This window comes from Sutterella faecalis (assembly GCF_006337085.1).
GTDB classification, from domain to species: Bacteria; Pseudomonadota; Gammaproteobacteria; order Burkholderiales; family Burkholderiaceae_F; genus Sutterella; species Sutterella faecalis.
In genome coordinates, this window is the sequence record NZ_CP040882.1 from 1613871 (window position 1) to 1626926 (window position 13056).

The window sequence follows — 13056 nt, forward strand, 5'->3', positions numbered from 1 at the left end:
GCGCCCGTTGGAGTCAACTCAAATCGGTTAGTAGCCCATCATGCCGCGATGATGCATGCGAGGACCATTCATGGGGCAGTCGGGGTTCCCCGGAACGCCGTCCATGCCGGGGCACCCGGGACCGAAGCCATGGAAGCCCTGCGGGCCGCGGTAGCCGCGATGCATGCCGTGGCCGGCATGCTGCTGCTCAAAGCTCTCGAGCACGTACTTCTGTTCGGGAGAGAGAACCTTGAAGAGTTCCGTACGGGCAGTTGCGGCCTTCTCAAGCAGATCCGCACGAACCTTGGCAACCTGAGCGCGGCGCTCGAGGCGGCTCTGTTCATCAACGGCGGGCTTGTTGAACTCTACGCCGGGCATCATGTCGAGCGCCGTGCGGGCATCGACATAAGCCTTCCAGGCGCCCTGCTGTTCAGGCGTAATGGTGACGAGACGAGCCACGGCTTCCCAGCCGGCCGCCTGATAGTCCTGCGAAGCATAGCCCGCGCAGGGCATGCCGTCGCGGAACTGGCCGTCATGGTGCCAGGGACCGGCAATGGCAGCGGTACCCACGCAAAGCGCTCCGACAGCGGCAAGCGACGCGATGATCTTGTGACTCTTTTTCATGTTTTCTACTCCTCATGGTGCTCGAACCGGAAAATCCGGGAAAGCGCGTTTTCAAGCGCGCTCTTTGTCGAGAAGCGCCTCTTGATGAGATGATTGTGCCTCAGGCTCTAGGAGAAACCTCTTACCAACCTTGACGGTCTGTAAGGAGCTATTTCTTCTTCCCCACGCCGTAGCCTCCGATTTCGCTGAATTGCGGGATCCTGAATTGCCGCGAATCCCGCATCAGACAAAGCTTCAGGAAGGGAATCCCGTCGCGCCGTGCTCCGGGATTCCGACTTCTCATGACCGCCAACAGTTTTTACTCTTTGAACGCTTTGCCGAGATCAATGGCAAGCGCGCGGTAGCCCATCGATCCCCGGATCTGCATTTCAAACACAGGATCCTTTCCGCCGCGGCGGAATTCCGTGAGAACAGGATTCACGCCCGTCTTGTCCTGAACGCCGATCGATGCCCAGTAGACGAGAAGCGAATCCTTGTCGGCCTCATATTCGACCGAAGACGTAATGGCGCTGTAGAGCGCGTGGCCGCGGTTCTTGCCGTACTCCCAGATCTGCTCAACGGTCCCTTTCTTTTCGTCGATGCGGTACATCACCGCACGACTGTATTTGTCCTTCGGGTTTTCAGGCTGCTTGAAGGCCCGGCCGTCGCCGTTGTCAAAGACCGTCACGACGGAGATGCCCGGCTCGGAGAGTTCGTCCACCTTCCAGCCCGTATGCTGCGTCCAGGTCCAGTCAAAGTCGCCTTCGCACTTGCCGATGCGGCAGGGGATGGGCTTGCCGTCCTTATCAACGGGCGTAAGCACCTTCTCGCGCAGCTTTCCGTTCCAGCCGTTGGGCGCACCCAGAATCCACTTCACTTCCTTGTCGCGGCCGATCTTGATCACCGCGGACTGGTGGCGCGAGGAGATGATGATGGAGTCGTCCGCCTTGTCGTAGTCGACGGAATTCACATGCGCCCAGTTGCGCCCGGCGCCCGTGCCGGCAATGTCGCCGAAGGCGTGCTTCGCCTCAAGCCTTGCGAGCTGTTCGGCCGACAGGGTCTTCCCGGTCTGCTCGAGATCGACATTGAGGCAGACCGCACCCTGGTCGATCGACTTGATGACGATGCTGCGGTTGGGGTCGAGAATTTCAAAGAGGCGCCAGTCGTCGACGACGCGGCCCGCGGAATCCACTTCAGCGATCACGTCGCGCACGGTGTGCACGTGCGTGCCGTCGGCGCGCTTCAGGTCCGCCGCGGATACGCGAAGGAAGTAGTGCCCGTCAGGGCCCACTGCCATGGCGTGGCTGAAATCCGCATAGCCGTCAGGAAGGACTCGATTGAAGATCTCCCGCCCCATGAGGTCGTACTTCACATAGCGCTGGCCGTACCCCCAGGTGAGCGCACCATCCTCATTCTGATGGAACCCCATCATGATGCCGGCCTTGTTGAGGCTTCTCGGATCGTAGATGGCCGAGGGCTGCATGTACCAGCGCACGTCGCCCCTGGTGTCGACGATGGCGTTCTGCGGGTAGTTGTTCCACTGAAGCGCGCCGCCCGTCGGGTTGTTCCAGACTGCGCGGCTTCCCTTGGGAGACTCGGGCAGCAGATTGTTGATGAGATAGAGCCGGTCGCCGAAGCCCTTGGCGGCCGGCGTCACGATCTTCGTATCAAAGGTCTTGACGGGACGGCCGTGCGTCCAGGAGGGATCCAGATAAACGGGCGGCGTCCAGATGCGGTAGGTCTCCGTCTTTTCAACCGGACCTGCCATCGTCTTCTTCGTCCACTTCACCTCGATCTCATTCAGATATTCCGGATAAAGGCCGAAGACGGGAATGCCGCCATAGGTGCGAAGCGCGGTCGGCCCGACATCGTAGGCAATTTCCGCGCCTCCCTTTTTGGGAACAATGCGCACGTGAGCCTTGAGGAGCACCTCGCCGCCATTGCGGATAACGGCAGTGAGCGGCGCAATGTCATACGGATTCACAACCACTTCGCCGAGCTCGCCCTGCCGCTGGAAATTCACCTGGGTTCCGCTCGGACCGCCCACGGCCAGTACGGCCGAAGGCGCTGCGACGAGAAAAGCAGCGCTGATCGCGCAGGCAATGCGGCAAAGTTCATTTCGAGTCATGACAAGGCTCCTCTTGCTGAGAATGAAGTCCGGCGCGCATCCATCCCTGATGCAATGCGCATTCAACCGGATGCTTCCATTATCCGGTTGAAGCCTTCCGGGAAGCTGAAGAACGCGGAGGAATGGGAGCTTCTTCTCTCAAGGCTTTCCCGTACCGGGTTTCCTCGCCCGAGGCCGCTCTGCCCCGCCCCAGGAAAAAACAGCTTTCCGTGAAACCTCTCCCCGGACCGAACGCACTAAAATTGCGGGATTTTCTCGAACCCTGACTGCTGCAGAGCAATCACTCGTCTCCGGCTCCAGTCAACGAACCCAAGATTTTTCATTCTTCATCGAGACTTACCCGCCATGGCGCTTAATCCTCTTACCGCTCTTTCCCCGCTTGACGGCCGCTATTCCCGCCAGTGCGACTCTCTGCGCGGCATCTTCTCCGAATATGCCTTCATGAACGCACGCGTTCGCGTTGAAGTCGAATGGCTGATCGCGCTCTCCGAAGCCGGCTTTGCGGAACTCCCGCACCTGTCGGACCACGGAAAGGCGTTCCTGCGCGGTCTTGCCGACAACTTCTCTCTCGAAGACTGCGAAGCCGTGAAGACGATCGAGAAGACCACCAATCACGACGTGAAGGCGGTCGAATACTGGATCAAGGGCCAGGTTGAGCATGACGACGAACTGAGAAGCGCCGCTGAGTTCGTGCACTTCGCCTGCACCTCGGAAGACATCAACAACACGAGCCACGCGCTGATGCTGATCAAGGGCCGCACCGAACTCGTGGCGTTCCTCAAGCGCATCCACAGCATCATCGCCAACTACGCGCACGCCTGGGCCGACATCTCGATGCTCTCGCGCACCCACGGTCAGACCGCTTCTCCGACGACCGTCGGCAAGGAATTCGCCAACGTCGCCGTGCGTCTCGGCCGCGTGATCGAGGCTATCGAAAACGTGAAGATCTACGCCAAGATGAACGGCGCCGTCGGCAACTACAACGCGCACCTCATCGCCTATCCGGACTTCGACTGGGAATCCTTCTCGAGGAAGGTGGTCGAGGAACGCCTCGGCGCCACCTTCAATACGCACACGATTCAGATCGAGCCCCATGACTACATGGCCGAGCTCTTCATGCAGATCGAGCGCGCCAACACGATTCTCATCGACTTCGACCGCGACGTCTGGGGCTACATCTCCATGCACTTCTTCCGCCAGAAGCTGAAGGAAGGTGAAGTCGGCTCCTCGACCATGCCGCACAAGGTGAATCCGATCGACTTCGAAAATTCCGAAGGCAACCTCGGTCTCGCCAACGCCGTTCTCGGCCACCTGGCCGGAAAGCTTCCAATCTCCCGCTGGCAGCGCGACCTGACGGACTCAACGGTTCTGCGCAACCTCGGCGTGGCCTTCGGCTATTCGTTCGTGGGCTACAGCGCCCTTGAGCGCGGCCTCGGCAAGCTTCAGGTGAATGAAGCCATGATTGCCCGCGACCTCGACGCCGCCTGGGAAGTGCTCGCCGAAGCGGTTCAGACCGTGATGCGCCGCTACGGCGTTCCGCACCCCTACGAGCAGTTGAAGGCCCTCACGCGCGGCAAGGACGGCATCAACGAAGCCACCATCCGCACCTTCATCGAAGGTCTCGAGATTCCGGCCGACGCCAAGGCGCGCCTCATGGAGCTCACGCCCGCCACCTATATCGGCAAGGCCCGCGAACTCGCCCGCCGCTGCTGATCATCTCGCCGCTTCTTTGCTCCGGAGCGTCTTTGTGAGGCGCTCCGGACAAAAAATGCTTCAAAAAGGCAGGTCTCCCTCCCGGAGGCCTGCCTTTTTTCTCTCCGGCTCAAGCAATGACGGCCGTCGCCTTGACCAACGCCCAGACCGGAAGCCCCGGTTTAAGCCCGAGGGCGGCAGTCGACTCCCGCAGAATCCGCGCTAATAGAACATCCCTTCCTTCGCGGCTTCTGAGCTTCACAATCTGATAGGCCTTTTCGGGCCCGCAGGGCTCACCGATTTCCTCAACCGCTGTGGGAATCGCATTGCGGATGGAAAGGTTCTCAGGTCTCTCAAGCGCGATGCTCACGTCCCTCGCGAGCACCCGCAGACGAAGCCCGGCGCCTTTGGGAACATTTCCGGCAACAGCGTCAAAAACCCAGCCGTCGGTGCGGATCATGGCAGAGCGCCATTCGGGCGAAACGCTTTCAACCACGCCTTCGAGCACGACGGCCGCGCCTTCCTCCATATCGACGGGGAGCCGGACATTGCCGAGAACGTCGGCAAGCGGCCCGGACGCCCGCACATGGCCGTCAGCCATCACGACGAGATTGTCGGCAAGCCTTGCCATCTCGTCGGCCGAGTGCGTCACATAGAGAATCGGCACCCGCAGTTCATTTCTGAGCTTTTCAAGCCAGGGGAGAATCTCGCGCTTTCTCGCGAAATCGAGTGCCGCAAGGGGCTCGTCCATAAGGAGAATGTCGGGCCTGAGGCAAAGCGCTCTCGCGATGGCGCAGCGCTGCCGTTCGCCCCCGGAGAGTTCGGATACGCGGCGCTTCAGAAGATGCCCGATGCCTAAAAGGTCAACCGCTTCATCAAGGCGCTTTCTGCCGTCAGGCACCTTTGCGCGCTCAAGCCCGAAGGTGAGGTTTCTTTCGACATTGAGGTGCGCGAAGAGGCTTGCCTCCTGAAATACATAGCCGAGACTACGCTCATAGGTCGGGCGGAAGATGCGCTTCTCGTCGTCCTGCCAGACTTCGCTTCCGATTCGCACGAGCCCCTCAGCGCGTTCAAGACCCGCAACGCACCGGAGCACTGTTGTCTTGCCGCAGCCCGAAGGGCCGAAAAGCACCGTAATGCCCTCGCCCGGAACCCGGATGTCCGCTTCGAGCGTAAAGCCGGTGCTGCGGGCAAGATGAAGGCGCACTTCGCCGAAATGTTCCTCAGTCATGTCTCGCATTCCTCCCGTCAGGCCTTTTCCGTTCGCTTGTTGAGAATATTGAGCGTCATGAGAACGATGAAGCTGAAGATGAGCATGCCGCCCGCGAGCACATGCGCCTTCGAATATTCCATCGCCTCAACATAGGTGTAGATCTCGGTCGAGACCACCTGGGTCTTCCCCGGAATATTGCCGCCGATCATCAGTACGACGCCGAATTCGCCGATGGTATGCGCAAACGTCATGAGAACGCCCGTGATGATCCCCGGGCGCGCGAGCGGCATCACGACGTGCAGAAATGCATCCAGAGGCCGGCAGCGAAGCGTCGCCGCCACTTCCATGGGACGGTCGCCGATGCCCTCAAAGGCGGTAACGAGCGGCTGAACCATAAAGGGGAGCGAATAGACGACCGAACCGATGACGAGACCGGGGAAGCTGAAGTTGAGTACGCCGAGGCCGAGGGACTCCGTCAGCGCGCCCAGAGGTCCGTGAGGTCCGAGCGCCACCAGAATGTAGAAGCCCAGAACGGAGGGAGGCAGCACGAGCGGGAGCGTCACGACGGCATTCACCGCCGAACACCAGCGGCTCCTCGCGCGCGCAAGCCACCAGGCAAGCGGCAGCCCGAGCACCAGAAGAATGCAGGTCGTTACAAAAGCCAGCTCGAGCGAGAGCAGAACCGGCTCGAGAGAGATGCCGTCAACGAGGTCCAGAAACCATTCCACGATTTGAGCCCCTCAGTAATCCGTGCCGAAAGAGCCTGCCCGGAATAATGAAAAGCCGGAGAGTGCTTAGGGAAGCCCCCTCCGGGTAAAGTAGGCGTCCGTCTCAAGAACGCTGGAAACTGTGTCTCCGGCAAATGCACTTCGCCGGAGAGATCAAAACATTACTTCGCCGTGCCGTAGCCGTAGGCGGTACGGACATCGGTCGCTTCCTTGCTTTCCTTCAGGAACTTGAGGAAGCGCTTGGCGCCTTCATTCTTTTCCCCGGCCTTGAGGAGCACCGCATCCTGCTTGATTTCGCTGTAAAGTTCCTGCGGAATCACATAGCCCGAGCCCGAGGTGAACTTGCCGCCCTTGAAGCACTGCGAGAGCGCGATGAAGCCCGCTTCGGCATTGCCCGTCTTCACGAACTGGAAGGTCTTGCCGATGTTGTCGCCGAGCACGGTCTTGGGTTCAACAGCCTTTTCAAGACCAAGAGACTTGAGCGTCTGGTAGGCGGCTTCGCCGTAAGGCGCGAGCTTCGGGTTTGCAATCGCCACATGCTTGACCGTTGCGGAATTGATCACGGCAGCGACGTCGTTCTTCACGAGATTCGCGTCGGACGACCAGAGAACGAGCTTGCCCACCGCATAGGTGTAGGAAGTTCCGGCCACGCCGTAGCCTTCCTTGATGGCCTTGGCAGGCGTCTTCGCGTCGGCGGCAAGGAGAACATCAAAGGGAGCGCCATTCTTGATCTGAGCATAGAAAGCGCCCGTAGCGCCAAAGGAGAGAACGAGCTTGTCGCCCGTCGCCTTTTCATAAATCGGCTGAAGATCCTTCGCCGGAGCAGTGAAGTTGGCGGCAACCGCCACATGAACTTCCTCAGCACTCACGGCAAAAGCAGCGGAGGCAACGACAGCGGCAGCGGCCGCAAGAACAAACTTCTTCATTGGATTCTCTTTCAAAGAAATCGGGGCTCTTCCGGCTGGGGCTCGCCCGGGGATTCAAAACTGAAGCCCCATGAATGCACCTGACGCCGGAAGACAGAGAGCGACGAAGCGCTATTCATTTTTGCAACAGCGCTCGTTATTCCTTTGCAGAATAACGATGTTGTGACAGATAATCAAGTTCTTCCTCAACCCGTTTTCCAGATCCCGATATGTCTGAAGAGCCCGCCGACCCGTCCGTTCTCGCCGGCATTCTTTCCGAGCAGACCGACAAGCGCATCGACATTCTGCGCCGCATTGCAGATGTGGGCTCCATTTCTGAAGCCGCAAGAAGCGCAGGCGTCAGCTACAAAGCCGCCTGGCAGGCCATTGATACGCTCACGAACCTTGCAGGGACGCCCCTCGTTGAAAAAGCGGTGGGCGGCGCCCACGGCGGCGGCACGAAGCTCACGAAAACCGGCCGCATGGTGCTGGATCTCGCCGATGAGCTCTCCCGCGCGCGCCGCAGCGTGCTCGACCGCTTTGCGCACAGAGAGGATTCGCCCGCGAAACATGAAGGCAGCCGGCTCGCGCGCGTCACCGCCGCGAGTCTTCAGACCTCCATGCGCAATCAGTTTCCTGCAACGATTGAAACGCTCAAAATCGGTTCCGCGCTCGTGAAGCTCATTCTGCGCATCGACGACACGCACCTCATCCGCGCTTCCGTCACGAAGGAATCCGCTCAGCTCCTCGGCCTGCGCCCCGGCATGGAAGTGCTCGCGCTCGCCAAGGCCACCTCCATAGAAATTTCCGCGGATTTCCCGGATGAAAAAAATGACGCCCGCTCGCATGCAAATCTCATCGTGGGCGAAGTCATCCGCAGCGAACGCGCCAATAAGGGCGGCGAATGCTCGATTCGACTCCCTTCAGGGCTTGTGATCGTCGGGTTCGCGCGCTCCGGACACGGCCTTAAGCTCCATCAGAAGGCCGTGGCGTCGCTCCCCCCTTCCGTCATCGTGATCGGTCTTGCTTCCTGATGCGTCAGCAGCCGCCTAAAAGAGTTCAGAAAAATCGAACAAATCGACCGGATTCTCCAGCCGATTGATGATTATCAAATTCTTAAGCCCCGCTCTTACACTTGGTTGCATATCATTGCAGGCTAGTAAAAATGAAGGCTTTATTGCTTCATTTTTTCTGCAGCTTCCTTCAAAGGCGCACGCCAGACCCGAATCGTTTCAGGAAGCTGACCGATCCCCTTATAAAGACAGGTTTACAAAATGAAAAAAGATAGCCCCTGGTACCTTGCTCTCTGGTGCGTTGTCGGCGTTGCTATCGGCATCGTGTTCGTCGGCGTGCTCACGTCTGTTGTTCACTGGGCCGGCACTGAAAAGTTCTGCGGCGAATTCTGCCACTCGATGGACGCCACCTATGTCGCCTATCAGAAGGGCGACCACTTCCGTACGGCTTCCGGCGCCACCGCCGGCTGCTCGGACTGCCACCTCAAGAATGAATCGAACCACTTTGCCGGTCCGATTGACTACACGGCTCTCCTGATCGACAAGGCCATCGCCGGCTCGAAGTCGCTCTTCGGCGAAATCGCCGGTCACCTCAACACCCCGGAAAAGCAGATTGAGATGCGCCAGGAAATGGCTGAAGCCGTCCACGCCCAGATGATGGACCGCAACTGGGCCTCCTGCCGCGGCTGCCATGACGTGGCCCGCATGTATGATCCGAAGCGTCCGATGCTCGGCGAAATCCATCGCCACATGGGCCCTGAGGCTAAGAATGTCGACTGCCTCGCCTGCCATCCGACCGCCGGCCACAACTACGGCTACATCCTCAAATTCGACACCGCCAAGAAGTAATCGCTTCACGGCACGTGCCTGAACCCGAAAAGCCCGGCAACCTCACCTGAAGAGGCGCCGGGCTTTTTGTTTGCCCGGCAATCTTGGCCCGCGTGCCCCGGCGCGCCTTAAAATCTGCTCCATCATTCCTTCGCGGGGACTCGCCCCCGCTTTTTTCGCATGAAGCACATGGCCAAGACCATTTATCGCGGCGACTATCGCGCGCCGACGCATCTCATTGACACCATCCGGCTCGAATTCGACCTCAACGCTGAGGAAACGCTTGTCAAAAGCACGCTCGAGGTTCGACCCAATCCCGAGTGCACGGAAAAGGATCCGCCGCTCTTTCTGAACGGCGAGGACATCACGCTCAGATCCGTTTCGATCGACGGCCGTGAATTGAAGGATGGCGAATACAAGGTCGACAGCAACGGCCTCACCATTCCCGGCATCACGAGCGCCCAGAAGCTCGAAATCGTGAATACCTTCAGCCCGAAGGCCAATACCGCGCTGTCCGGGATCTATGCCTCGGGCGTGAACCTGATGAGTCAGTGCGAGGCCCAGGGCTTCCGCCGCATCACATTCTTCGAGGATCGCCCGGACGTTCTCGCCCGCTACACAACCGTCATCCGCGGCGCCACGGAAGACTTTCCCGTGATGCTCTCGAACGGCAATCTGACCGAAGAGAAATCGCTTGAGGACGGCCGCCGCGAAGTCACCTACGTCGACCCGTTCCCAAAGCCCTGCTACCTCTTTGCGCTCGTCGCCGGCAAGCTCGTCTCCCGCGCCTCGAAGTTCGACCTCAAGGACGGCCGCACGGTGGATCTTTCCGTGTGGGTCGATCCGCAGGATCTCGACAAGACCGAACACACGCTCGAAAGCCTGAAGCGCGCCATCCGCTGGGACGAGGAGCGCTGGGGACTTGAGCTCGACCTCAAGGACTTCAAGATTGTCGCGACGAACGACTTCAATTTCGGCGCGATGGAAAACAAGGGCCTCAACATCTTCAATTCGCGCTGCGCGCTCGCGAACCCCAAGGTTGCGACCGACAGCGACTACCTGCGCATTGAGGGCGTCGTAGGCCACGAATACTTCCACAACTGGACGGGCGACCGCGTAACGCTTCGCGATTGGTTCCAGCTCACGCTGAAGGAGGGCCTCACGGTCTTCCGCGACCAGGAATTCTCGGCCGACATGCTCGGAGAGCCCTCTGCCCGGGCCGTGCAGCGCATCCGCGACGTCTCCGTTCTGCGCGCAGCGCAGTTCATGGAGGACGCGGGCCCGATGGCGCATCCGATCCGTCCCGAGAGCTACCAGAACATCAACAATTTCTACACGAGCACCGTCTACGAAAAGGGCGCGGAAGTCATCCGCATGCTCCAGACGCTTCTCGGACGCGAAACCTTCAGAAAGGGGTTCGATCTTTACATTGCCCGCAACGACGGTCATGCCGTCACGTGCGAAGCCTTCATCAACGCCATGGCCGAGGCGTCAGGGCGCGACCTTTCGGAATTCACCAACTGGTATTCGCAGGCGGGCACGCCGCGCGTTACCGTCCGCAGACACTGGGATGAGGTGAACCACAGGCTCACGCTGAACGTTCGCCAGTCGACGCCCCCGACGCCCGGTCAGTCCGTAAAGAAGCCCTTCCTCATTCCGTTCCCCGTGGCCTTCCTCAATAGCCGCGGCGAAGAGATGCCCGTGCAGCTTGCTGAGGAAGATGAGGCGCCGGCCCCCGGCACCCGCATGTTCGAGCTTACGGACGAAACGGCTGAATTCGTCTTCGGCGGTCTTGAGGAAGAACCCGTCGTTTCGCTCAACCGCGGCTTCGCTGCCCCCATCATTCTCGACGCCGGGCTCTCCCAGGAGGAGCTTGCCTTCCTCGCCGCCAATGATCCGGATCCCTTCAACCGCTGGGATGCCATGAACCGTCTTCTGATCGACGCCGTTCATGCCCAGACCCGCGCGCGCCTGCTGAAGACTCCGGAAGACGTTTCGCCTCTCGTCATCAGCGCCGCCTCGAAGATCCTTCGCGACGAGAATCTCTCGCCCGCCTTCAAGGCCGTCGCGCTCACGATGCCTGGCGAAAAACTCGTGGCCGAAGAGGACCCGCTCATTGACCCGCATGCCGTTCATGCCGGCTGGATTGCCGTGCGTCAGGCGATCGGCGAAAAGAACATTTCCGCCTTCCTTGAAACGGCGCAGGCCAATATTGTTGAAGGTCCCTACGAGCCGACGCCTGAAAAGGCCGGCAAACGCGCGCTGCGCAACCTGGCTCTCGGCTACGCGCACGCCGCCGGCTCCCCGCGCGCCGCCATCATGATCAAGGACCAGTTCATGACGGCCAACAACCTCACGGATAAGCTCGCAGCGCTTCACATGATGGCAAACTCCCAGACGCCCGCCAAGCAGGATATGGAAGTCGACGCCCTCAAGGCCTGGTATCACGAGCCGCTTCTCATCAACAAGTGGCTCACGATTCAGGCAACCGCCCCCTCGTTCCCGGGTGAAGCCCGCGTGCTCGAGCGCGTGCGCGAACTGACGCGCTGCCCATTCTTCTCGCTCAAGAACCCGAACAACGTCTATGCGCTTCTGCTCGGGTACTTCCAGCAGAATCCGTCCGAATTCCACCTCGCCGACGGATCGGGCTACGCTTTCTGGGCCGAAATGGTGCTCGAACTCAACCGCATCAATCCGCAGGTTGCCGCCCGCGTGGCGCGTTCGCTCGACAACTGGCGCCGCTACACCCCGGCACTTGCCGAAAAGATGCATGCCGCCCTCGAATCGGTTGAAGCCAAACGGAGCGAACTCTCGCCCAATGTGGCCGAAATCATCGAAAAGGCGCTCGGCAACCCGCTCTGACCCTCCCATTCCTTCATTCTTCCTAAAGGAAACATTGTTGTGACTCCCCTTTCACTTCAGGAATTCCTCTCGCGCGAGGAAGCGCTTGCCGGTTCCGATCCGGTGCTCACCCGCCTTCTGGTCGGCATCTCCGAGGCCTGCAAGGAAATTTCAGCCAAGGTCCGCGAGGGCGCCCTCGCCGGCGTGCTCGGTCTTGCCGGCAGCGAAAACGTGCAGGGTGAAGAGCAGAAGAAGCTCGACATCATTTCCAACGACATCTTTGTTGAAGCCGTTGCCCGCACCGGCGCCGTCTGCGGCATGGTGAGCGAAGAGGTTCCCGAACCCATCGCCGTCCCCGAAGAACTTCCCCTCGGACCCTACCTTGCCTGCTTCGACCCGCTTGACGGCTCGAGCAACATCGACATCAACGTCTCGATCGGCTCGATCTTTGCGATCCTGCCGGCCGAACGTCCGAAGCGCGTCCCGGCTCCCCAGGACTTCCTTCAGCCCGGCAGGAACCTCACGGCGGCCGGCTACTGCATGTACGGCCCGCAGACGATTCTTGCCCTGACGCTCGGCCGCGGCGTATTCCTCTTCACGCTCGACGACGTGACGGGCACCTTCCGTCTTACGAAGGAAAATGTGCGTGTTCCGCGCGAAGCCAAGGAATTCGCGATCAACATGTCGAACCAGCGATTCTGGGAAGCGCCGGTCGTGCGCTACGTTTCCGAACTTCTTCAGGGCAAGGACGGTCCGCGCGGCAAGAACTACAACATGCGCTGGGTTGCAGCCATGGTTGCCGAAGTGCACCGCATCCTCATGCGCGGCGGCATCTTCATGTATCCGCGCGACTCGAGGAACCCCGAGCGCGCCGGGAAGCTCCGCCTCCTCTATGAAGCCAATCCCATGTCGATGCTCATGGAGAATGCGGGCGGCGCCTCCACGAACGGCCACGAACGCATCCGCGACATTGTTCCGAACAGCATCCACGAACGCGTGGCAGTCTTCCTCGGCGCAGCCGAAGAGGTTGAAACCGTGACGGGCTACCACAAGGCCTGATCCCGTCAGGATCGTCAGGCAATTTGCAAAATGCCCCGCCGGGAATTACCCGGGCGGGGCATTTTTT

At 60.1% G+C, this 13056-nt stretch carries 10 protein-coding genes; 5 read left to right on the forward strand and 5 right to left on the reverse strand.

Annotation, left to right across the window (positions count from 1 at the left end):
• Nucleotides 1-27: 27 nt before the first annotated feature.
• Together FG381_RS06580 and FG381_RS06585 are read right to left on the reverse strand one after the other, a co-directional pair.
• Nucleotides 28-603, reverse strand: a complete 576-nt coding sequence (locus tag FG381_RS06580) for a Spy/CpxP family protein refolding chaperone (RefSeq protein ID WP_139688077.1) — start codon at nucleotides 601-603, stop codon at nucleotides 28-30.
• A 298-nt stretch (nucleotides 604-901) separates the two neighbouring features.
• Nucleotides 902-2710, reverse strand: coding sequence for an aryl-sulfate sulfotransferase (locus FG381_RS06585; RefSeq protein WP_139688078.1), 1809 nt, complete (start codon nucleotides 2708-2710; stop codon nucleotides 902-904).
• A 345-nt stretch (nucleotides 2711-3055) separates the two neighbouring features.
• Here FG381_RS06585 and purB point away from each other — a divergent pair, with 345 nt between their 5' ends.
• Nucleotides 3056-4423: an adenylosuccinate lyase gene (gene purB / locus FG381_RS06590; RefSeq protein ID WP_139688079.1), complete on the forward strand. Its 1368-nt coding sequence runs from the start codon at nucleotides 3056-3058 to the stop codon at nucleotides 4421-4423.
• A gap of 109 nt (nucleotides 4424-4532) precedes the next feature.
• Here the strand turns inward: purB and modC are convergent, their stop codons facing one another.
• The 3 genes from modC to modA all read right to left on the reverse strand — a co-directional run bounded on the left by modC (nucleotide 4533) and on the right by modA (nucleotide 7269).
• Entirely contained in the window at nucleotides 4533-5633 is a 1101-nt protein-coding gene (modC, locus tag FG381_RS06595) for a molybdenum ABC transporter ATP-binding protein (RefSeq protein WP_139688080.1), read from the reverse strand.
• Between the two features lie 17 nt (nucleotides 5634-5650).
• Entirely contained in the window at nucleotides 5651-6343 is a 693-nt protein-coding gene (modB, locus tag FG381_RS06600; RefSeq protein WP_374042043.1) for a molybdate ABC transporter permease subunit, read from the reverse strand.
• 161 nt (nucleotides 6344-6504) lie between these two features.
• Nucleotides 6505-7269, reverse strand: a complete 765-nt coding sequence (modA, locus tag FG381_RS06605) for a molybdate ABC transporter substrate-binding protein (RefSeq protein ID WP_139688082.1) — start codon at nucleotides 7267-7269, stop codon at nucleotides 6505-6507.
• Between the two features lie 209 nt (nucleotides 7270-7478).
• Here modA and FG381_RS06610 point away from each other — a divergent pair, with 209 nt between their 5' ends.
• The 4 genes from FG381_RS06610 (at nucleotide 7479) to FG381_RS06625 (ending at nucleotide 12989) form a co-directional block, all read left to right on the forward strand.
• Nucleotides 7479-8282 carry a TOBE domain-containing protein gene (locus FG381_RS06610; protein ID WP_139688083.1) on the forward strand — a complete coding sequence of 268 codons (804 nt, stop codon included), beginning with the start codon at nucleotides 7479-7481 and terminating at the stop codon, nucleotides 8280-8282.
• A 240-nt stretch (nucleotides 8283-8522) separates the two neighbouring features.
• On the forward strand, nucleotides 8523-9110 hold the full coding sequence (locus tag FG381_RS06615; protein WP_139688084.1) for a cytochrome c3 family protein: 588 nt from the start codon (nucleotides 8523-8525) through the stop codon (nucleotides 9108-9110).
• 168 nt (nucleotides 9111-9278) lie between these two features.
• Entirely contained in the window at nucleotides 9279-11951 is a 2673-nt protein-coding gene (gene pepN, locus FG381_RS06620) for an aminopeptidase N (RefSeq protein WP_139688085.1), read from the forward strand.
• 39 nt (nucleotides 11952-11990) lie between these two features.
• Complete coding sequence (locus FG381_RS06625; RefSeq protein ID WP_139688086.1) at nucleotides 11991-12989, forward strand: class 1 fructose-bisphosphatase; 999 nt, start codon at nucleotides 11991-11993, stop codon at nucleotides 12987-12989.
• Nucleotides 12990-13056: the final 67 nt, after the last annotated feature.

Bases quoted from the DNA above. Each gene is read 5' to 3' on its own strand.
- FG381_RS06580 (WP_139688077.1), bottom strand. From the start codon at position 603: ATGAAAAAGAGTCACAAGATCATCGCGTCGCTTGCCGCTGTCGGAGCG.
- FG381_RS06585 (WP_139688078.1), bottom strand. From the start codon at position 2,710: ATGACTCGAAATGAACTTTGCCGCATTGCCTGCGCGATCAGCGCTGCT.
- purB (WP_139688079.1), top strand. From the start codon at position 3,056: ATGGCGCTTAATCCTCTTACCGCTCTTTCCCCGCTTGACGGCCGCTAT.
- modC (WP_139688080.1), bottom strand. From the start codon at position 5,633: ATGACTGAGGAACATTTCGGCGAAGTGCGCCTTCATCTTGCCCGCAGC.
- modA (WP_139688082.1), bottom strand. From the start codon at position 7,269: ATGAAGAAGTTTGTTCTTGCGGCCGCTGCCGCTGTCGTTGCCTCCGCT.
- FG381_RS06610 (WP_139688083.1), top strand. From the start codon at position 7,479: ATGTCTGAAGAGCCCGCCGACCCGTCCGTTCTCGCCGGCATTCTTTCC.
- FG381_RS06615 (WP_139688084.1), top strand. From the start codon at position 8,523: ATGAAAAAAGATAGCCCCTGGTACCTTGCTCTCTGGTGCGTTGTCGGC.
- pepN (WP_139688085.1), top strand. From the start codon at position 9,279: ATGGCCAAGACCATTTATCGCGGCGACTATCGCGCGCCGACGCATCTC.